The sequence below is a fragment of the Streptomyces sp. OZ13 genome (assembly GCF_052068155.1).
GTDB lineage: Bacteria > Actinomycetota > Actinomycetes > Streptomycetales > Streptomycetaceae > Streptomyces.
Genome location: NZ_JBQHCZ010000002.1, coordinates 442240 through 463043, shown reverse-complemented (window position 1 = coordinate 463043; position 20804 = coordinate 442240). Strand labels below are relative to the sequence as shown.

At 69.2% G+C, this 20804-nt stretch carries 17 protein-coding genes and 1 pseudogene; 9 read left to right on the top strand and 9 right to left on the bottom strand.

Annotated features, from left to right (window positions below; all coding sequences use genetic code 11):
* Positions 1 to 130: 130 nt before the first annotated feature.
* Together ACTMTU_RS05750 and ACTMTU_RS05745 are read right to left on the bottom strand one after the other, a co-directional pair.
* Complete coding sequence (locus ACTMTU_RS05750; protein ID WP_441262352.1) at positions 131 to 2590, bottom strand: glycosyltransferase; 2460 nt, start codon at positions 2588 to 2590, stop codon at positions 131 to 133.
* Complete coding sequence (locus tag ACTMTU_RS05745; protein ID WP_441262598.1) at positions 2478 to 2954, bottom strand: hypothetical protein; 477 nt, start codon at positions 2952 to 2954, stop codon at positions 2478 to 2480. The genes ACTMTU_RS05750 and ACTMTU_RS05745 overlap by 113 nt, the downstream gene beginning before the upstream one ends.
* Here ACTMTU_RS05745 and ACTMTU_RS05740 point away from each other — a divergent pair.
* Positions 2901 to 3044: a hypothetical protein gene (locus tag ACTMTU_RS05740; protein ID WP_441262612.1), complete on the top strand. Its 144-nt coding sequence runs from the start codon at positions 2901 to 2903 to the stop codon at positions 3042 to 3044. The two genes, ACTMTU_RS05745 and ACTMTU_RS05740, sit on opposite strands and share 54 nt — an antisense overlap.
* A gap of 45 nt (positions 3045 to 3089) precedes the next feature.
* Here the strand turns inward: ACTMTU_RS05740 and ACTMTU_RS05735 are convergent.
* A pseudogene (locus ACTMTU_RS05735) lies at positions 3090 to 3224 on the bottom strand (hypothetical protein); the annotation flags it as partial.
* 173 nt (positions 3225 to 3397) lie between these two features.
* Between ACTMTU_RS05735 and ACTMTU_RS05730 the strand changes: the two are divergent.
* On the top strand, positions 3398 to 3667 hold the full coding sequence (locus tag ACTMTU_RS05730; protein ID WP_441262351.1) for a hypothetical protein: 270 nt from the start codon (positions 3398 to 3400) through the stop codon (positions 3665 to 3667).
* A 126-nt stretch (positions 3668 to 3793) separates the two neighbouring features.
* Here ACTMTU_RS05730 and ACTMTU_RS05725 read toward each other — a convergent pair whose 3' ends face one another.
* Both ACTMTU_RS05725 and ACTMTU_RS05720 read right to left on the bottom strand, forming a co-directional pair.
* Entirely contained in the window at positions 3794 to 4138 is a 345-nt protein-coding gene (locus ACTMTU_RS05725) for an STAS domain-containing protein (RefSeq protein WP_441262350.1), read from the bottom strand.
* Between the two features lie 138 nt (positions 4139 to 4276).
* Positions 4277 to 5662, bottom strand: coding sequence for an ROK family transcriptional regulator (locus ACTMTU_RS05720; RefSeq protein ID WP_441262349.1), 1386 nt, complete (start codon positions 5660 to 5662; stop codon positions 4277 to 4279).
* Between the two features lie 178 nt (positions 5663 to 5840).
* Here ACTMTU_RS05720 and ACTMTU_RS05715 point away from each other — a divergent pair, with 178 nt between their 5' ends.
* The 4 genes from ACTMTU_RS05715 to ACTMTU_RS05700 are packed head-to-tail and all read left to right on the top strand — an operon-like array spanning position 5841 to position 10461.
* Positions 5841 to 7160, top strand: a complete 1320-nt coding sequence (locus ACTMTU_RS05715; RefSeq protein WP_441262348.1) for an ABC transporter substrate-binding protein — start codon at positions 5841 to 5843, stop codon at positions 7158 to 7160.
* Positions 7161 to 7171: 11 nt separating this feature from the next.
* Positions 7172 to 8167, top strand: a complete 996-nt coding sequence (locus ACTMTU_RS05710) for a carbohydrate ABC transporter permease (protein ID WP_441262597.1) — start codon at positions 7172 to 7174, stop codon at positions 8165 to 8167.
* Between the two features lie 37 nt (positions 8168 to 8204).
* Positions 8205 to 9044: a carbohydrate ABC transporter permease gene (locus ACTMTU_RS05705; RefSeq protein ID WP_441262596.1), complete on the top strand. Its 840-nt coding sequence runs from the start codon at positions 8205 to 8207 to the stop codon at positions 9042 to 9044.
* 49 nt (positions 9045 to 9093) lie between these two features.
* Positions 9094 to 10461 carry a GH1 family beta-glucosidase gene (locus tag ACTMTU_RS05700; RefSeq protein WP_441262347.1) on the top strand — a complete coding sequence of 456 codons (1368 nt, stop codon included), beginning with the start codon at positions 9094 to 9096 and terminating at the stop codon, positions 10459 to 10461.
* Between the two features lie 73 nt (positions 10462 to 10534).
* On the opposite strand, the gene ACTMTU_RS05695 is transcribed toward ACTMTU_RS05700, so the two are convergent.
* The 4 genes from ACTMTU_RS05695 to ACTMTU_RS05680 all read right to left on the bottom strand — a co-directional run bounded on the left by ACTMTU_RS05695 (position 10535) and on the right by ACTMTU_RS05680 (position 15644).
* On the bottom strand, positions 10535 to 12142 hold the full coding sequence (locus ACTMTU_RS05695) for a glycoside hydrolase family 13 protein (protein WP_441262346.1): 1608 nt from the start codon (positions 12140 to 12142) through the stop codon (positions 10535 to 10537).
* 126 nt (positions 12143 to 12268) lie between these two features.
* Positions 12269 to 13144, bottom strand: a complete 876-nt coding sequence (locus ACTMTU_RS05690; protein ID WP_441262345.1) for a carbohydrate ABC transporter permease — start codon at positions 13142 to 13144, stop codon at positions 12269 to 12271.
* A gap of 15 nt (positions 13145 to 13159) precedes the next feature.
* Positions 13160 to 14119, bottom strand: coding sequence for a carbohydrate ABC transporter permease (locus tag ACTMTU_RS05685; protein ID WP_441262344.1), 960 nt, complete (start codon positions 14117 to 14119; stop codon positions 13160 to 13162).
* A 109-nt stretch (positions 14120 to 14228) separates the two neighbouring features.
* Positions 14229 to 15644, bottom strand: coding sequence for an extracellular solute-binding protein (locus ACTMTU_RS05680; protein WP_441262343.1), 1416 nt, complete (start codon positions 15642 to 15644; stop codon positions 14229 to 14231).
* A gap of 369 nt (positions 15645 to 16013) precedes the next feature.
* Here ACTMTU_RS05680 and ACTMTU_RS05675 point away from each other — a divergent pair, with 369 nt between their 5' ends.
* The 3 genes from ACTMTU_RS05675 to ACTMTU_RS05665 all read left to right on the top strand — a co-directional run bounded on the left by ACTMTU_RS05675 (position 16014) and on the right by ACTMTU_RS05665 (position 20658).
* Positions 16014 to 19418: a CARDB domain-containing protein gene (locus ACTMTU_RS05675; RefSeq protein WP_441262342.1), complete on the top strand. Its 3405-nt coding sequence runs from the start codon at positions 16014 to 16016 to the stop codon at positions 19416 to 19418.
* A 317-nt stretch (positions 19419 to 19735) separates the two neighbouring features.
* A complete protein-coding gene (locus ACTMTU_RS05670; RefSeq protein ID WP_189476751.1) occupies positions 19736 to 20200 on the top strand; it encodes an SRPBCC family protein in 465 nt (154 codons plus the stop codon).
* 287 nt (positions 20201 to 20487) lie between these two features.
* A complete protein-coding gene (locus ACTMTU_RS05665) occupies positions 20488 to 20658 on the top strand; it encodes a putative leader peptide (RefSeq protein WP_441262341.1) in 171 nt (56 codons plus the stop codon).
* Positions 20659 to 20804: the final 146 nt, after the last annotated feature.

Here is a 20804-nt window from a genome sequence, read left to right as displayed (position 1 = left end):
GGGATCTGCCCCGGGATGCCGATGAACGTCGCGGCAGGGCAGTAGGACCACCGTAAGTTTGACTACCAAATGTGTCAAAACGACTACTCTCCGCGATGGGCCGGCTGTGCCGGCCCATCGCGGCCCTGCCTCAGGGAACCGGAACGGCCTCGGCGTGCGCGGGCGCCTGGGCATGGTGCGGGTGCAGCACTTCCAGGTCGGGCATTGCCCAGCAAGCGGCACCCATGTCCCGGGCCATCGCGGCGAAACCCTCGGTCTCGATGAGGTGCTGATAAGGGAAGGACGGGAAGATCAGACCGTCACGGTGAAGGTCGGCGCGTACCAGCAATGCGGTGCCGCCGACCGAGTCGACGCGAAGCAGCCCCTCCCCGCGCAACTCGTCGAGGTACATCCGGCCGAACCCCCTCGGGGGCTGCAGGATGCCGTCACGCAGCCACTGGGACCAGTTGAGCGTGCCGGCCCTCGGGTGAAGGACGAAGGTGTTGAGATCGTACGTAGGCCCACCGGGCGCGGTGGCACAGTGCGGAACGACGATGTCCTTGCGTGCGCCGAGCAGACGCTGGACCAGGTCGGCCGGGTAGCCGGTGACATCGACGTCGAGCCACAGGACCCACTCTTCGTCGACGAGGGCCCGGGAGACCAGGTGGTTGCGTACCTTGGCCAGCACCGACCGGCGCCGGCGCTGGATGCCGGGTTCCCAACGAGGTCCGGCCAACTGGAGCCCGTAATCCCGGCGCACAAGCGTGACCCGCCGGTACTCCGCCTCGAGCCCTGGCAGGACCTGCTGGAGCATCTCCGGTGTCGCGTCCCTGCTGTCGCCCTCCAGCAGCCCCAACGAGATCGCCTCGCGGGGGTAGTCCAGCGTGCGAAGGCGGTTCAGATAGCCGGGAAGGAACGCGGCAGCGTCCTTGAGCGGGCTGAGTACCAGCAGCAAGGGCCGCTCACTCGCCGCGGCCGTCGCGGGCACGGCAGTCGGCCGCGGTTTCCGCTCGGGGGTGCGGGCGATGGTGGTGCCGGTCTCCGCATGGGCGATGTCCTTGGGCTCGATCGGCAGCCGGGCCGCCATGGCCAGCAACCGCTCGGCGTAAACAGCGGGTTCGGCCCAGATCTCGGTCGCCACGTCAAAGTGTTCCGCGAAATGGGACTCGTTGAACGTGTTGGCCCCATGACACACATACGTGTACAGCTGGGGCGCGTCGACCGTTACGACCCGGCAGGTCCGCACCACTTCTTCCGCCACCGGGGTGTCCTCGCCCCGGCGTTGGGCCGGGTAGCGCGGGATCCGGTCGGTCGCACACACCATCGACCCTTCCCAGACCCGTGCGCAGGAGACCCCGAGCTTGCGCCGGTCCGGCCACCACAGTTGCTCCCGGGCGAGGAAGCACGCCTCGGTGCCGAGCGCGAGAATCGCCGCCATCTGCGTCTCGACCCGCTCCGGGTCGTACAGGTCGTCGTCGTCCCACTGGCACACATAGGGCCCGGTGGCCCGGTCCACCGCCTCGTTGCGCAGCTCGCCCAGCGTCCGCCCCTCCGGGGGGAGCCGGTGATAGCAGATCCGAGGATCGCTCAGATTGCGGATGTGCTGCTCCAGGGCGTCGTCCGTGCCGTCCTCCACGACTACCAGTTCCAGATTCCGGTAGGTCTGGTTACGGAAACACGTGATCGCCCGTCGCGCCGTCGCCGAGCGGTCCTTGGTGACCATCAGGCATGACACCGTCGGTGCCGGCGCGCCCGAGGCCCAGCGGCGGCGCTGGGTGTCAAGGCTGAGCATGCCGTCAGCAGACGGTTGCAGTTCCTGGCTCACCCAGAACGGAAACCGTTTACCGGCGGACATCCGCGGCGGCGCGGACGTATCGAACGCCCAACTGTCCGACCAGTGGTGCACCGCGTACGCGCTGTCGTAGTCGGTTTCCTGCGGCCCGAACAGCTCTGTCGCGTACGGGCTCACCTTTGGGTACAGCACCTCCGGGCGGAGAACCGTGATCGAGTCGGTCGCAGGGGCGCTGTCGACCGCTCGGGTGAGGAAGAACGGGCCTGTCGCGTCCAAGGTGCTGGGCAGCTTGTGCGCACTGACGAGTTGGCGGTGCACGTGGGTCCAGAACGGGTGGCCCGGCCGCGACGCCATGAACGCGTTGCCGACGATGCGGTCGAATCCGCGCCGGCGAGCCAGAAGCAGCCGGGTGTGCACGTCCGGCTCGCAGCCGAGGACGAGGTCGCGCCCGTCAAGAATGCCGGAGGCGGACCGCAGACACTCGAAGTCCAGATCCACGTACAGCCCGCCGAAGTGGTCGAGCAGAAAATAACGAATTGCGTCTGCCCGCATGATTGCTTCGGGGTAGCCGTCGTAAATCGGCAGGAACCACGGATAGTGCTCCTCGAGGAATGCGCGATTGTCCGCATCGGTCCACAGCCGATACCCCCAGTCGGGGTGGTGCAGACGCCAGGAATCGGCCCACTCCTGCCATTCCGCAGGGATGTCAGAGTCTTTCCACGTTTGGTGGATCAGCGGGGGAATTCTCTCCTGTGCGGACATTTGCACAGTATGGCGCGCTGTCTGGTCGAGCCAAGCTCCCGATGGACCCGTCGGCACAACATTCACCCGCGCGGTCGACGAGATGCCGCCGTGCGCTGTCTGCTCCGCCGCTCACCCATCGGTGCGCCTGCAGTCGTAGAAGCACCGGGAGTTGGGGTCGTAACGGACGCCGGTCAGGGCGGGCATGCTGAAGCAACTCGGGCATCCGCGCCCCCGTCTGCGCGCAGCGCCTGAAGCAGTTGCCCCAGCGCGGCTTTGGTTTGGGGCAGATCTTCGGGGTCGGAGGAGGACGCCAGCCAGAGGGCGGCCTCGTCCATCGCGCGCGCCATTGGCTCCGTCCCAGCACAGCAGGCCCGAGCATGACCTGTTGGACGTCCGGATCAGTGGTCGCCGTGAGGAACTCCTGGCAGCCGGCGGTCAGCTGGGCCCACGGGTCACCTTCGGCGTCGGCGACCGCAGCCACGCGTCGGCCCACTTCCTGCCGCAGCTCCTCCAGGACGGCGCGGAATAGGTCCGTCTTGCCGGTGAAGTGGCGGCAGAGCGCCCCCTTGGTCACCCCGGCTGCCTGGACGATCTCCGCCAGGCCGACAGCGCCGTAGCCACTGCCTGAGAACAGGCGCCTCCCCTCCCGGAGCAGCGCCTGCCTGGCTCCCGCTGCCGCGCCCGGATGCCGTGCTGCTGCATCGCACACGCCATCGGGCTGTGCACCATCGCGGAACGGGCCGTCCCAAACGTGCCCGCATCCCGGCGGAGGGTTGCGAGATCCTGGTCGAGCCGTCCACCGGCAGCGGTGCCCGTGCGCCCGGTGCCGGATGCGACGGACGGGATGCCGACACAACCCCGCAGCGGAAGGAGGCACGGCCGGTGAGCACGATCGACGTAGAACGACTGGCGGAAGTCGGAAGGACCTGGCTGACGGACGTCACGCCCGGCGGGAACCTGAATGTCGTCGAGCTGGAGGACGGCGCGGGCGTGTGCGTCGTGCATGCCGTCCGGGGCGGCGGCAAGGTCTACGTCGCGCCCGACGGGACGGTACTGTTCACCGGCTCGTCGGTGACCTTCGACGCCGGGCTCGGCGCCTTCCTCGACGGGGCCCGCACCGCGCGGGACGGCGCCCGGCCGGCCGGGCGGTAGGGCGCCCTCTTACGGTCCGGCAGCCGGGTCCATGATGGGCCGGCGGTGAGGGAGGGGTCGTCACGGCAGGGCGCCGGCGCATCGGGCTCCGGGCGGCATGGCACAGCCCGGGACCGGCGTGGCCGGTCAGGTCTCGATCGTGGCCACCGCGTGGACTCCCGCGTGCCGCAAGGTCCGCACCACGCCACGGCGGGCGCCTCGGACGGTGATGCCGACCGGCTCCGGCGCGACGGTCACGGCGCGGAGCAGGCCGTAGGCGCACGCGAGGTCGATCCGTTCGAGACCGCTCATCTCCAGCACCCAGGTGCCCGACTGTCGCAGCCGTGGGTCGAGGAGCCGTTCCTCGAGCCTACGCAGCGCGTGAGTGTCCAGGACGCCGGAGAAGACGAGGACGGCGTGCCGGCCGTCCGCTTCCACGATCCGGACGGACCCGGCCTGCGAGCGGGCGGGCCGGTCGGGTTCGACTGCCACGGCGGCCTCCTCAGCAGTAGGTCAGGGGTGTGCGGTTCCATTGTCTCAAGCCGGACGGCAGCGCCGGGGTCAGCACCGGCGGCCGGCGCACGAACCTGGGCCGGGCCCGGTGGGGTTGCCCCCTCCACTCCCCCGCTGTCAGCTCGGCACCCGGCCGTCCAACGCGGACCGCCACGCCGGCGGTACCGCTTCGCGCACCGGCTCCGCCGGCCTGCCACCGCCCGCCAGGAAGCCGGCCAGCGGCAGGGTGGCCGCACCGACCGTGACCGCGTCCGGCCCCAGTTGGCCCAGGTCGATGGTCACCCGTCCGGCCGGATAACGGAGCGAGTACGCAGTGGCGTGCTCCCTCACGGCGTCGAGAAAGCGCGGGCCGAGCTGGAGTCCGGCCCATCCGCCGATGAGGATGCGCTCGGGCTGGAAGAGATTGATCAGGCCGGACAGCCCGGCACCGAGGTACTCCGCCGTCTCCTCGACGACCGCGAGCGCCACAGGATCCGCCTCCTGACCGCCGTCCCGGCACGTCCCGTCACCGCCGACCCGACCAACCCCTTCACCGCCGTTCGGATCCGCCCCGTCACCGTCGCCGGGGCACGTCCCCTCACCGCCGCCCGGGTACGCCGCGGAGAGCAGCGCCGTCAGTGCCGTCTCCTCGTCGGCCCCCTCCGGCGGCCTGCCGCCCGCCTCGCGCCACCGGTCCACCAGGGCCTCCGCCCCCGCGTACGCCTCCAGGCAGCCCAGCGCTCCGCAACGGCAGCGGCGGCCGCCGACGTTGACCGTCAGATGGCCCCATTCCAGGGCCCTGCCCTGTTCGGCGGTGTCCGTGACATGGCAGGCGCCCACGCCGGAGCCGAAGAGGATCACGGCCACGCTCTGCGCGCCGCGGCCGGCCCCGAACCACATCTCCGCCTGGCCGAGGGTCCTCGCGCCGTTCTCGATGAAGAACGGCACCGTGTCGGGCAGCCGGCAGGAGGCACGCAGCAGGGATTCCAGCGGGACCGCGTCCCAGCCGATGGTCTGGCCGTGGACCACCGCCCCGCACCCTGGTGCGGCGGCGACGATGCCGGGCACGCCGACGCCCACACCGAGGAGTCCGTCGACGCCGACTCCCGTCGCGTGCAGCACTTCTTCCATGGCGTGGCGGACGTGCTCCACGATGACGCCGACGTCGTATCCGACTCCGTTCAAGGGCCGTTCGGTGCCGGCCAGTTCGGTGAGCGTGAGGTCGAACAGCTCCACCCGCACCCGGGTTTCCCCGACGTCGACACCGATCAGGCACCCGCTGCCGGGCGCGACGCGGACGAGGGTCCGGGGGCGGCCGCCGTCGGACTCGATGCTGCCGGCTTCCTCCACCAGGCCGTCGCCCATGAGTTCGCCGACGACGTTGCTGATGGTGCCGGAGCTCAGCCCGGTGGCGGGACCGAGGGCCTGCCTGCTCATGGGGCCATCGAAATACAACCGTTGCAGTACCGTCGCGCGATTGCTCCGCCGCAGGTCATTGACCGTTCGCCCGCTTCGTCCAGACATCCTTCGCTCCTTCGGCCTGCGCTGTCCCGGAAGTGCGCCGGGTTCCACCCCTTGACGATGCCGCCCGCGAAAGCTTAACTCACGTCCTAAATTAAGCCGTGAGGCATTCAGAGGTTGAAGCCGCAGCCTGTCGACCCCTCCCCGCGGCACCACCCCTCCGGAAGGGACACCTGGAGTTATGCGCAGATACAGAGCGGTAGCCAGTGGTGCAGTCGCCGTCTCCCTGCTCGCCACCGCGACCGCGTGCGGCGGCGGCTCGTCCGCCGGAGGCGGCGGTTCCAACGAGTCGCCGAAGACCCTCACCTACTGGGCGTCGAACCAGGGTCCGAACATCGAGGCCGACAAGAAGATCCTCGAGCCGGAGCTGAAGAAGTTCGAGCAGAAGACCGGCATCAAGGTCAAGCTCGAGGTCGTTCCGTGGTCGGACCTGCTGACCCGGATCATGACCGCCACCACCTCCGGCCAGGGCCCCGACGTCCTGAACATCGGCAACACCTGGTCCGCGTCCCTCCAGTCCACCGGCGCGCTGCTGCCGTGGGACGAGAAGAACTTCTCCAAGATCGGCGGCAAGGACCGCTTCGTGGAGGCCGCGCTCGGCTCGACCGGCGCGGCCGGCTCCGACCCGGCCGCGGTGCCCCTGTACTCGATGTCGTACGCGCTCTACTACAACAAGAAGATGTTCGCGGACGCCGGGATCGAGAAGCCGCCGGCCACCTGGGACGAGATGGTCGCGACTGGCAAGAAGCTGTCGAAGGACGGCAAGTGGGCCCTCGGCGCGGAGGGTGCGAACCTGTCCAACAACATCCATCAGGTGTTCGTCCTCGGCCAGCAGCACGGAGCCGACTTCTTCGACGCCGAGGGCAGGCCCGACTTCACCTCCGACGGCGCCGTCGCCGCCGTGAAGCAGTACGTGGACTTCATGGCGAAGGACAAGATCATCGCCCCGGGCAACGCCGAGTACGCCCAGAACCAGTCGCTGAGCGACTTCGCCAAGGACAAGACAGCGATGGTGCTGTGGCAGGCGGCCGCCTCCACGTTCAAGTCCCAGGGCATGAGCGACGACGAGTGGGGCGTCGCGCCGGTGCCCGTCCGGTCCGGCGCCCCGGGCCAGGGCAAGAACGTCAACTCCATGGTCGCCGGCATCAACATGGCCGTCTTCAAGAACACCAAGAACCTGGACGGGGCCCTGGAGTTCGTGAAGTTCATGACCAGCGACGAGGAGCAGAAGCTGCTCTGCAAGACCTACGGGTCCATACCGCCGGTCAAGGCCGCGCAGAGCGACCCCGCGTTCGACCGGCCGGAGCTGAAGGTGCTGCGTGACACCCTCGCCACCAGCGCCGAGGCGCTCCCCCAGGTCCCGAGCGAGTCGCAGTTCGAGACGGTCGTGGGCACCGCGGTCAAGAACCTCTTCGCCTCCGCCGCCGACGGCGGCGAGGTGACCACCGAGTCCGTCAAGGCCGAACTGGCCAAGGCCCAGCAGCAGATGCCCCAGCAGTGAGCGACACTCTCATGAACACGACCGTCGTCCCGGCCACCGGGGAACCGGCCGTGCGGAAGAACTCCCCCGGGGCGGCGCGCGGCCCGCGCCGCCCCGGGCGGACCCGCCGCACGGCGCTGCCGTACCTGCTGCTGCTCCCGGCGCTGCTGCTGGAGATCCTTATCCACCTGCTGCCGATCGTCATCGGCGTCGCGATGAGCTTCAAGGAGCTCACCCAGTTCTACCTGCGCGACTGGGGAGCCGCCCCGTGGCGGGGCCTGGAGAACTTCCGATTCGCGGTCGACTTCGACACACCGGCCGGCGAGTCACTGCTCAGGTCGTTCACGACCACGTGCCTGTTCACCGTCCTGTCCGTCGGCCTGTGCTGGCTGCTCGGCACCGCTGCGGCGGTCTTCATGCAGGAGACGTTCAAGGGCCGCGGCTTCCTGCGGGCCCTGTTCCTGGTGCCGTACGCGCTGCCCGTCTACGCCGCCGTCATCACCTGGTCGTTCATGTTCCAGCGCGACAACGGACTGATCAACCATGTGCTCCACGACCAGCTGGGGCTCACCGACAGCCCTTCCTTCTGGCTGATCGGGGACAACAGCTTCTGGGCACTGCTCATCGTCTCCGTATGGAAGGGCTGGCCGTTCGCCTTCCTCATCGTCATGGCCGGTCTGCAGAACATCCCCAGGGAGCTGTACGAGGCGGGAGCGCTCGACGGCGCCGGTGTGTGGCAGCAGATCCGCAAGATCACGCTGCCGTCGCTGCGGAGCGTCAACCAGGTGCTGGTGCTGGTGCTCTTCCTGTGGACGTTCAACGACTTCAACACGCCGTTCGTGCTGTTCGGCAAGTCGGCGCCGGAAGCCGCCGATCTCATCTCCATCCACATCTACCAGTCGTCGTTCGCCACCTGGAACTTCGGCGCCGGCGCGGCCATGTCCGTACTGCTGCTGCTCTTCCTGCTGCTGGTGACGGGCGTCTACCTCTTCTTCACCTCCCGCGGGAGGAAGGCCACCGATGCATAGCTCTCCGGAAACCGGCACCGCCGTGCCCAGGTCCCCGATGGCCGCGCCGCGGTCCTTCGTGTGGTCGCGGCGGATCTTCCTGACCCTGCTGTCGGGCTTCGTGCTGCTGCCCGTGTACGTCATGGTCTCCAGCTCGCTCAAACCGCTGGAGGACGTGTCGAGCGAGTTCCGCTGGATGCCGAGCGGGCTGACGATCCGCCCGTACTTCGACATCTGGGAGACCGTCCCGCTGGCGAAGTACTTCGTCAACTCCCTGATCGTGGCGGGTGCGGCCACCGTCTGCTCGGTGATCATCGCGATCTTCGCCGCCTATGCCGTCAGCCGGTACCGCTTCCGGGGCAAGCGGCTGTTCACCGTGTCCGTGCTGTCGACGCAGATGTTCCCCGGCATCCTGTTCCTGCTGCCGTTGTTCCTGATCTTCGTCAACATCGGGAACACGACCGGTGTCGCGCTGTTCGGTTCACGCGGCGGGCTGATCCTCACCTATCTCACGTTCTCGCTGCCGTTCTCCATCTGGATGCTGATCGGCTACTTCGACTCGGTGCCCAGGGAACTGGACGAAGCCGCGCTGGTCGACGGCTGCGGGCCGCTGAAGGCCCTCTTCCGGGTCGTCGTGCCGGCGGCGATCCCGGGCATCGTCGCCGTCGCCGTCTACGCCTTCATGACGGCGTGGGGAGAGGTCCTCTTCGCGTCCGTCATGACCAACGACACCACACGCACGCTCGCCGTCGGCCTCCAGGGCTACTCGACGCAGAACGACGTGTACTGGAACCAGATCATGGCCGCGTCCCTCGTGGTCTCCGTCCCCGTGGTGGCGGGCTTCCTCCTCCTCCAGCGCTACCTGGTCACCGGACTCACCGCCGGCGCCGTGAAGTGACCGGCGCTCCGCCGCGCCATCCCCTGATCCCTTGTCAGAAAGGACGTCCGTGACCGAGTTCACCGACATCGCCGCCCTCCCGCAGGACTTCGCCTGGGGCACCGCCACCTCCGCCTACCAGATCGAGGGCGCGGTCGCCGAGGACGGCAGGTCGCCGTCCATCTGGGACACGTTCTCGCACACCCCCGGCAGGATCGCGGGCGACGACCACGGCGATGTCGCTTGCGACCACTACCACCGCTGGCGCGAGGACATCGCGCTGATGAAGCAGCTGGGAACCAACGCCTACCGCCTCTCCGTCGCCTGGCCCCGCGTCGTGCCGGGAGGTGACAGCGAGGTCAACGCCAAGGGCCTCGACTTCTACGACCAGCTCGTGGACGGACTGCTCGAGGCGGGCATCACCCCGTCCGTCACGGTCTACCACTGGGACCTCCCCCAGGCCCTTCAGGACCGGGGCGGCTGGCCGGAAAGGGACACCGCGCACCACCTCGCCGCGTACGCCTCCGCCGTCGCCGAACGGCTCGGCGACCGCGTCAAGCACTGGGCCACGCTCAACGAGCCGCTGTGTTCCGCGTGGATCGGGCACCTGGAGGGCCGGATGGCCCCCGGAGCGACCGATCTGACCGCCGCCGTCCGCGCCTCCTACCACCTGCTGCTCGGTCACGGCCTGGCCGCCGGGGCGATCCGGGCCGCGGCGCCCGGCGCGCAGGTCGGGATCGTCAACAACCTGTCCACGGTGGCTCCCGCGAGCGACCGCGACGAGGACGTCGCGGCGGCCCGGCGGATGGACGGCCACACCAACCGGTGGTGGCTCGACCCCGTCCACGGGCGCGGTTTCCCCGCCGACATGCTCGAGGTGTACGGCGTCGAACTGCCCGAGCTGCCGGGCGACATGGAGACCATCGCCGCGCCGTTGGACTGGCTGGGGCTGAACTACTACTTCCCCGCGGTCGTCACCGACGATCCCACCGGTCCCGCGCCCTTCGCCCGGCAGGTCGAGCGTCCCGGCGTGCCGCGCACCGGCATGGACTGGGAGATCGACGCGAACGGCATCGAGGCGCTGCTGCTGCGGCTCACCGACGAGTACGGCGCGCACAGGCTCTACGTCACGGAGAACGGTTCCGCCTACCCGGACGTCGTCCGTGCCGACGGCAGCATCGACGACCGGGAGCGTGCCCGGTACCTGGAGGAGCACCTGGCCGCCTGTGCCCGCGCCGTCCGCAAGGGCGCCCCGCTGGCCGGCTACTTCGCCTGGTCCCTGCTGGACAACTTCGAGTGGGCGTACGGCTACGACAAGCGCTTCGGCCTCGTCCATGTCGACTACGCCACGCAGCGCCGCACGATCAAGGGCAGCGGCCACCGCTACACGGACATCATCCGCGCGCACCGCGCGATGAGCGCCGGTAACGCCGCCTGACCGATCGGCGAGGGCCCGGGACGCGACGCGTCCCGGGCCCTCGCCGTCCCCCCGCCGGCGTCGGCGCGGCCGGTCAGGTCCGCAGCCACACCGCCGTGTCCTGCGGCAGCCGTCCGCCGTCGTCCAGCGGGCCGCTGGCGAGCAGCAGGCGTGTGTGCGGCGGGAGCCGGACGGGTTCCGCGCCGAAGTTCACCACGCACACCAGCCCGCCGGGCCGGGCGAAGGCGAGCACGGCGGGGCCGCCGGCGGGCAGCCAGGTGAACGGGCCGTCGCCGAAGCCGGGCTCGGTGCGGCGCAGCCGCAGGGCTTCCCGGTAGAGGCTGAGCATCGACCCGGGGTCGCCGGCCTGGCGGTCCGCGGCGTAGGCGGCCCAGTCCGCCGGTTGCGGCAGCCACGGTTCGGTCCGGGAGCCGAATCCGCTGTACGGGGCGTCCGCGGTCCAGGGCAGCGGCACCCGGCAGCCGTCCCGGCCCGGGTCCGTCCCCCCGGAGCGGTGGTGCATCGGGTCCTGGATGCGGTCCGGGGGGATCTCCGCCTCCGGCAGTCCCAGTTCCTCGCCCTGGTAGAGGTAGACGGCTCCCGGCAGCGCGAGGGTGAGCAGTGCGGCGGCGCGGGCGCGCCGGGTGCCCAGTTCCAGATCGGTGGGTGTGCCGAAGGCCTTGGCGGCGAAGTCGAAGGCGGTGTCCTCGCGGCCGTAGCGGGTGACGGTGCGGGTGACGTCGTGGTTGCACAGCACCCAGGTCGCGGGGGCGCCGACGGGCGCGTGCTCGGCGAGCGTGTCGTCGATCGTGCGGCGCAGCCGCCGCGCGTCCCAGGGGCTGCTGAGGAAGTTGAAGTTGAAGGCGGTGTGCAGTTCGTCGGGGCGCAGGTAGCGGGCGAATCGTTCGGCGTCGGGCAGCCACACCTCGCCGACGAAGACCGCGCCGTACTCGTCGGCGACGGCCCGCCAGGAGCGGTAGATGTCGTGGAGTTCGTCGCGGTCGATGTAGGGGTGCGGGTCGCGGCCGTCGACGAAGTCGGCCAGGTCGGGGTCCTTGGCCGGCAGGGCGGCGGAGTCGATCCGTACGCCGGCCACGCCGCGCTCGAACCAGAAGCGCAGTACGTCCTCGTGTTCCTCGCGGACGGCCGGATGTGCCCAGTTCAGGTCGGGCTGCTGGGGTGTGAAGAGGTGGAGGTACCACTCGCCGTCCTCGACCCTGGTCCAGGTGCTGCCGGCGAACTGCGAGGGCCAGTCGTTGGGCGGCAGTTCGCCGTTCTCGCCGCGTCCGGGGCGGAAGTGGAACAGCTCCCGTTCCGGGCTGCCCGGTCCCGCGGCGAGTGCGGCACGGAACCAGGCGTGCTGGTCGGATACATGGTTGGGGACGATGTCGACGATGGTGCGGATGTTCAGCTCGCGGGCCTCCGCGATCAGCTTCTCCGCCTCGGCCAGGGTGCCGAACGCCGGGTCGATGGTGCGATAGTCGGCGACGTCGTAGCCGCCGTCGGCCAGCGGCGAGAGGTACCAGGGCGTGAACCAGACGGCGTCGACGCCCAGCTCGGCCAGATACGGCAGCCTGGCCCGTACGCCGGCGAGGTCCCCGGTGCCGTCGCCGTCGCCGTCGGCGAAGCTGCGCGGGTACACCTGGTAGATGGCGGCGCTGCGCCACCAGTTGTCGGTGCGGTCCGAATGAGGGGCTGCCACGGGAGGTCCTTTCGGGCAGAGGGATCTCCACCGCCGGCCCGGACAGCGAGGCGTCAAGGACGGGCCGGCGGCGGAGGCTTCATGGGTGAGCGCGGGGGCGGGGGCGCGAGGGCGGCGCCGGGCCTGTCAGCCCTTGAGGCCGCCAGCGGTGAGTCCGCTCATGATGCTGCGCTGGAAGAGGAGGAAGATGAGCAGCGTCGGTATGGAGGCGATGGTGAGCGCCGCTATCAGGATGTTCTCGGGCACACCGGTGGACAGTGAGTAGATGCCGACGTTCAGCGTCTGCTTGGTCGGGTCGGGCAGGGTGAGCATCGGCCAGAGGAAGTCCTTCCAGACGCCGACCACCGCGAAGATGGACACGACTCCCAGAATGGGCCGTGAGATGGGCAGCACGATCGACCGGAGCGTGCGCAGGGGACTGGCGCCGTCCATGGAGGCCGCGTCGAGGAGCTCCTTCGGGATGGAGTCGAAGAAGCGCTTCAGCAGGAAGATGTTGAAGGCGTTGGTGACGGACGGCAGCCAGATCGCCCAGGGCGAGTTGAGCAGGTTGCGTTCGAAGACCGGCACGTCGAGCACGGTCAGATACTGGGGCACGACGAGCACGGTCGCCGGGATCATGAGCGTGGCGAGCATCATGCCGAGGATCGCCTTGCCGAAGACGGGTCTGAGCCGGGACAGCGAGTAGGCCGCGGCCACGTCGAGGACCAGCTGGAAGGCGAGGGCCCCGAAGGCGTAGTAGAGGGTGTTGAACAGCAGCCGGGCCAGGTCCATGACCTCCCAGGCGCGTGAGTAGTTCTCCGGATGGAGGGCGTCCGGTACGAGGGTCGGCGGGGTCTGGACGACTTCCTGGGTGGTCTTCAGTCCGCCGGAGACCATCCAGTACAGCGGGCCCAGGAAGACCAGTGTGAACAGGACGACGACCAGGGTGAAGGTGACCCAGTAGAGGACCTTGCCGCGGGGCCTTGCCAGCTGGGCCGGCGAGATGAGAGTGCGTGTGGTCATCTGTCGGTTCCCGTCCTACTCGTCCTCGGCGCGGCTGAGCTTCACGTACACGGCCGAGAATCCGGCGAGCAGCACGAGCAGCACCAGGCCGAGCGCCGCCGCGGCGCCGTAGTTGTTGAAGTTGAAGGCGTACTGGTAGATGAGATACACGACGGTGGTGGTCGAGCCCTCCGGGCCCGCGCCGCCGGTGAGCAGGAAGGGCTCCACGAACACCTGCATGGTCGCGATGACCTGCATGAGCAGCATCAGCGAGAGGATGAGGCGGGTCTGCGGGACGGTGACGTGCCAGATCTTCCGGAGGACGCCGGCGCCGTCGAGTTCGGCCGCTTCGTAGAGCTCCCCCGGGATGCCCTGGAGCGCCGCCAGGTAGATCAGGGTGGCGCCGCCCATGTTCATCCAGGTCGCCGCGATGACGACGGAGAGCATGGAGGTGTCGGGGTCCTGGAGCCACTGCTGGGCGGGCAGGCCGAAGAATCCGAGGATCTCGTTGAAGAGTCCGTAGCCCGGATCGTAGAGGTACTTGAACAGCAGCACCGACGCGACCGGCGGCAGCATCACCGGCAGGTAGACCAGCATGCGCAGGTAGCCCTGGGCGTGGCGGAACTCGTTGAGCACGACGGCGACGACGAACGGCACGGCGAAGCCGAGGAGCAGCGCCAGGACCGTGAACAGTGCGGTGTTGCGCCATGCCTGCCAGAAGGCCGGGTCGTTGAAGACGGTGGTGAGGTTGGACCAGCCGGCCCAGGTGGTCTGTCCGCCCTCGGTCTTCTGGAAGGCGAGGAGGAACTCCCTGACCATCGGGTACCAGGAGAAGAACGAGAAGCAGAGCACGGCGCCGATCAGGAATCCGTGGGCCGTGAGATTGCGGCGAAGGGCCTTGGCGAAGCTTCCGCCGCCGGGCCGCGGGACGTCCCCGCGGTGCTGCGAGCGGCGGGGCCCGGCCGCCTTGTCCGTGGTCATGGTGGGGGCCGACATGGTTGCTCCTTGGTGCGTCGTGCCGACGTGACGGTGCCGGCGCGCCGGCTCTCGCGGCCGGCGCGTCGGCGGGGTGCACGGGGCCGGGCGGGCCCGGTCCCCCTGGTGGTCACCCGGTGGCGAGCACCTGATCGACCTGTGACGCCGCGGTCGTGAGGAGCTTGTCGATGTCGGCGTCCTCGTTGGTGAGGATGCCGGACATCACGTTGTCGAGGACCTTGTAGATCTCCTGGGCCTTGGGCGGTTCTGCCTTGCCCGGGACCGGGTTGTCCATGAAGGTCTTGAAGTTGGCGACGGGCATGGTGGCGTGCCGGGTGCGGGCCGCGTCGTCCTTGCTCTTGGATCCGTCGAGCCAGAAGTTGGGCTGCGGGAGTCCGACCGGCAGCTTGTCCGCCTTGCTGCGCGCCCAGTCGAACTGTCCCTTGCCGACGGTGAGGTTCTTGAAGTTGAGCCAGGCGACGGCAGCCTTGATCTTGTCGGCGGAGATCCCCTTCTTGATCATGTAGTTGTTGCCGCCGGCCAGTGTGCTGCGCTCACCGGGTATCGGCCCCATGCCGAAGTTCTCGTACGAGGCGCCGAGTTGCTGGACCATGTAGGTGATGTCGTCGGGGGCGGCCAGGAACATCCCGAGCTTGTCGGAGGCGATCTGCTTCTGGAGGTCGCCCCACTTCAGCAGCTGGGTCTGTCCCATGCTCCTGTCCTGCCAGCGCATGGCGTGGAGGTTCGCCGCGACCTGCTTGCCGATGTCGTTGTTGAAGGCGGCCTTCTTTCCGCTCGCGTCGACGATGTCGCCACCGAGGCTGTACATCTGTGCGGTGAAGTGCCAGCCGCCGGTGTTGCCGGCGCTGTACTCGCCGAAGCCGGCGATGCCGTTGCCGAGGCCGGCGATCTTCTTCGCGGCCGTTCGGACCTCGGCCCAGGTACGGGGCGGGTTGTCCGGGTCGAGGCCCGCCTGCTGGAAGAGCTTGCGGTTGATGAGCAGGCCCATCGTGTAGTTGCTGGTGGGCAGGCCGTACAGCTTGCCTTCGTGCTTGAGGGAGTTCAGGACGTCCGGGTCGATGTCCCCCAGCAGCGGGACGGTCTTGTCGGTGACGTACGCGGTGATGTCCGCGGCGCCGTCGTTGTCCAGCACCTGCGGCAGATCGGTGAAGTACGTGTAGAAGACGTCCGGCTGGGACTTCGCCTTCAGCATGGCGGTGAAGCGCGGCGGTTCCAGGCACTGCCCGGGCGTGGAGCGGCCCTCGATCGTGATGTTCGGATACGTCTTGTTGAACTCGGCGACGTCTTCCTTCCACTGCTTGAGCTCGGCGGCCTTGGCGGCCGGCGGCATGCAGTCGATCGTGAGCGTCAGTTTCGTCTTCGGGTCCAGCGGAGCGGCGGGGTCGGAGTTGCCGCCGCTGCCGGATCCGCCGCTGTTGTCGCTGCTGCTGCTCGTGCCGCAGGCGGCGAGCACGGTGAGCGTGAGCGCGGAGACGAACGTGACCGCGCCGGCGCGGCGTGAACGACGGAACCGAGCACTTCTCATGGATGGTCCCCCTCGGGCATGAACGTGGAAGGCGTCCCACCGTCGATGCGAGGCGGGCGTCGCACACTCAATCATCACCATCAGGTGAACGCAATATCTCGCGCTTGTTCCGTAATTGATTGACAGTTGGTTGCAGGACGGGGCAGGCGCGCCCGAAGACTCCCCCTGCGCGCGGGATCGCGGCAGCGCGCGCCGACAGAGCCTCGCACCCTCGAGCGACCGGTACGCAAGAGCCGTTGACAAACGCACCGGGCACTAGAAACCTGTCAGCGCACTCAGCGCAAACATTCGACTGAATCACTCAAATTCCGTCCCGGGAGCGCTGCACCGGCTCCGGGGCCCGCCGTCTCCTACGGAACCGAGGACACCATGAGACGCAGACTGTTCAGATGGCGACTACTGCCGGGAACACTCGTAGCCGGCCTGGTCGCCGCCGGGCTGCTGCCCGTCAGCACTGCTCACGCGGCTGATCCGAGCCCCAACCTCGCCCTCGGCAGGACCGCGACCGCAGGCGGCTCCCACGGGTCCTACCCCGCCGCCAACACCACCGACGGCAGCCGGCATTCGTACTGGGAGGGCCCTGCGGGCAGCTTCCCGCAATGGGTCCAGGTCGACCTCGGGGGCAGAACGGACGTGGACCGGGTGGTGCTGAAACTGCCCTCCACCTGGGAGGCGCGCACCGAGACGCTGAGCATCCAGGGCAGCGGCGACGGCGGCGCCTTCAGCACGCTCTCCGCGGCCACGGCCCGGTCGTTCAGCCCGTCGCGGACGAACACGGTGGCCATAGACGTCACCGCCGACGACATCCGCTACATCCGTGTGCACGTCACCGCCAACACCGGCTGGAACGCCGCGCAGCTCTCCGAGATCGAGGTCTACGGTGAGCTCGGTGACACCGGCAACCCGCCCGTGGACGGCGCCGATCTGGCCCGCGGCAAACCGATCGAGGCGTCCTCGACGACCCAGTCGTATGTCGCCGCCAACGCCAACGACGACCGTGTCACCACCTACTGGGAAGCCGGCGGCCATCCCTCGACGCTGACGGTGAAGCTCGGCGCCGACGCGGACGTCGAGGCCGTCGTGGTCAAGCTGAACCCCGACCCGATATGGGGTCCCCGGACCCAGAGCATCCAGGTGCTCGGCCGCGCGCAGTCCGCGACCGGCTTCACCTCGCTGAAGGACCGCGCCGACTACGGCTTCTCCCCCTCCACCAACCAGAACACGGTGTCCATTCCGGTCAGCGGCCGCTACGCCGACGTGCAGCTGAAGTTCTTCGGCAACACCGGGGCCCCCGGCGGGCAGGTGGCCGAGTTCCAGGTCCTCGGCACGGCAGCGCCCAACCCCGACCTCACGCTCACGGAGCTGACGTGGTCACCGGCCTCTCCCTCCGAGAGGGACGCCGTGACCGTGAACGCGACGGTACGCAACGCCGGTACGGCGCCGGCCGGCGCGACCACACTCGACGTCAGCCTGGAAGGCATCGTCGCGGGCAGCGCCCCGGTGAGCGCCCTCGCCGCGGGCGCCACGGCCACCGTCGCGGTCGACGTCGGCAGACGCCCCATGGGCAGGTACACCGTCACGACCGTGGTCGACCCGACCGACACGATCGTGGAGACCGACGACACCAACAACAGCCGCACGGCCGCCTCCCCGCTGGTCGTCGGCCAGAGCCCCGGACCCGACCTGGAGGTCCGCGGCATCACCACCAACCCGGCGAACCCCGCCGTCGGAGCCCCGGTGACCTTCACCGTGGCGGTGCACAACCGCGGCACCACCGCCGTCGGCACCGGCACCGTCACCCGCCTGGTCGCGGGCAGCACCACACTCCAGGGCACGACCGGCCAGGTCCCCGCCGGCGGGACGGTCGACGTACCCATCGGCGGCAGCTGGACCGCCACCAGCGGCGGAGCGACGCTCACGGCCACCGCCGACGCGACGGGCCTGATCGCGGAGACCGACGAGAACAACAACGTGTTCGCGCGTTCCGTGGTCGTCGGCCGGGGGGCCGCGGTGCCGTACACCGAGTACGAGGCGGAGGACGCCCGTTACGAGGGCACCCTGCTCACCGCCGACCAGAAGCGCACGTTCGGGCACACCAACTTCGCCACCGAGTCCTCCGGCCGCATGTCGGTCCGGCTGAACTCCACCGGCCAATTCGTCGAGTTCACCTCCACCAACGCGTCCAACTCGATCGTCGTGCGCAACTCCGTCCCCGACGCGCCCGGCGGCGGAGGCGCGGAAGCCACCATCAGTCTCTACGCCGACAACACCTTCGTGCGGAAGCTGACCCTCTCGTCCAAGCACAGCTGGCTGTACGGCAACACCGACAGCCCCGAAGGGCTGACCAACACCCCGCAGGCCGATGCCAGGCGGCTGTTCGACGAGACCCACGCGCTGCTGTCGCAGACCCATCCGGCCGGAACGAAGTTCCGGCTCCAGCGCGACGCGGGCGACTCAGCGGCCTTCTACATCATCGACCTGATCGACCTCGAGCAGGTCGCCCCACCGGCGGGCCGGCCGGACGGGTGCACCTCGATCACGTCCTACGGAGCGGTGCCGAACGACGGCATCGACGACACGGACGCCATCCAGCGTGCGGTCACCGCCGACCAGGCAGGCGACATCGGCTGCGTGTGGATCCCGGCGGGGCAGTGGCGCCAGGAGCAGAAGATCCTCACCGACGACCCGCTCGACCGTGGCACCCACAACCAGGTCGGCATCAGGAACGTCACCATCCGCGGCGCGGGCATGTGGCACTCCCAGCTCTACACGCTGACCCCGCCCCACGAGGCGGGCGGCATCAACCACCCGCACGAGGGCAACTTCGGCTTCGACATCGACGACAACACCAAGATCTCCGACATCGCTATCTTCGGCTCGGGCACCATCCGCGGCGGGGACGGCAACGCCGAGGGCGGTGTCGCTCTCAACGGCCGGTTCGGCCAGAACACCAAGATCTCCCACGTGTGGATCGAGCACGCCAACGTCGGTGCCTGGGTCGGCCGCGACTACTCCAACATCCCCGAGCTGTGGGGTCCGGGAGACGGTCTCGAGTTCACCGGGATGCGCATCAGGAACACGTACGCCGACGGCATCAACTTCGCCAACGGCACGCGCAACTCGACGGTGTTCAACTCCTCGTTCCGCAACACCGGTGACGACTCCCTCGCGGTGTGGGCAAGCCGGTACGTCAAGGACCCCGCCACCGACATCGGCCACGACAACCACTTCCGCAACAACACCGTCCAACTGCCCTGGCGGGCCAACGGCATCGCGATCTACGGCGGCTACGGAAACACCATCGAGAACAACCTGGTCTCCGACACGATGAACTACCCCGGCATCATGCTGGCGACCGACCACGATCCGCTTCCCTTCTCGGGCCGGACCCTCATCGCCGGCAACGCGCTGCACCGCACGGGCGGCGCCTTCTGGGGCGAGGCGCAGGAGTTCGGCGCCATCACGCTCTTCGCGGCTGGGCAGGACATCCCCGGCGTCACCATCCGGGACACCGAGATCCGCGACTCCACGTACGACGGAATCCAGTTCAAGTCGGGCGGTGGCGCCGTGCCGGGAGTGCGGATCCAGAACGTCCTCATCGACAGGTCCAACAACGGCTCGGGCATCCTGGCGCACGGCGGCGCCCGTGGCAGCGCGACGCTGACGGACGTGACCGTCACGAACTCGGCCGAAGGCGATGTGGTCATCGAACCGGGCTCACAGTTCGTGATCAACGACGCGCCCGCCGGGACGTCGGGGAGGAGGACACGATGACCGGGCGGCCGGCCCGGGACTGATCATCGCGGGAGCACATCCCAGGGGACCCGTCGTGGTCCGCGTCCCGGCCGGGACCGATCGTGGTCCCGGCCGAGACGCAGTCGTACCCGCACACCGCCGGAGCCGGGACCACGAGCCGTGCTCCGGCGGCCGCCAGATGCGGCGATTCGGGCGGTCGCGCCCGGGCGCGGAGAAGAGCGACGTGAGGAGCGGGCGGAACTGGGTACCCGGGGATCAGCACGGGCGGTCCGGGCACGACACCGGCCCGTCGCCGTGCTGAAAGAGGGATCGCCGCAGAACAGAAGGAGGCACTGATGAGCACCGTGAAGGAAGCCGTCGAGGTCGAGGTTCCGGTGCGGACCGCGTACAACCAGTGGACCATGTTCGAGGAGTTCCCCCGGTTCATGGAGGGGGTCGAGGAGATCCGGCAGATCGACGACCGCCACAACCACTGGACGACCAAGATCGGCGGCGTGCGTCGCGAGTTCGACACGGAGATCGTCGACCAGTTCCCCGACGAGCGGATCGCCTGGCGGACCGTCAGTGGCGACACACAGCAGAAGGGCACCGTCCGCTTCGAGCGTCTGGATGACACGCACACACGGGTGGAGCTGGTCATGGACATCGAACCGTCCGGTCCGGCGGAGAAGGTCGCCGATGTCACCGGCACCATCGACCGGCGCGTCAAGGCAGACATGCGGAGGTTCAAGGACTACATCGAGAAGCAGGGCGGCGAGTCCGGCGGCTGGCGCGGCCGGATCGCACCGGGCGACATGTGACGTCCTTCGCGTGGCGAACGGGACCCGCGGCCCGACCCGCCCGACGATGTCGAGGCACGGCCGCTGCACCGTTTCGCCACGCGGGTCTGCTTCCCCGTAGACCTGTGGCCCGCTGCACACGGGTGCCTCGTGACCGGCCGGCGCGCACTGCGCGCCGGCCGGTCAGCTGTGTCCGGGGTCCGGTGCCCGCGGGTTCCGAGCGGCCGCGTCCCCCACGTCGCAGCTGCGGGCGATTCACCGCCTCCCGGCGCTGCGAATGCGGTTTGTGAACGGCGGACTTCAGGCGCATGGCCAGATATTCGGCATGTGAGACGGGGTCGTTTCCCGCATTGACGTGGCCGATTCGCGCTGCCAGCCTCATGGGCGTGAGCCAGTCAGCGAACTTCACCGCGCGGCGGCACGTCGATCTTCGACGGCACGCAAGCGCCCTCTGTCTGTTCTGCCGCCGCGGCCGCTAGGCGGCCCCTCCGGCGGGTCGCTCCTCGCCTGATCCGCGGGGTGCCCGTCCGCGGGCCTCGCCCCGTCCGCGCTCGCGGCCCGGCCGGGCCCGGATTGGGCCTTCTCCGGTAGTCGTCCTTTCTTCACGCCGTTCTCCGCCCTGCTT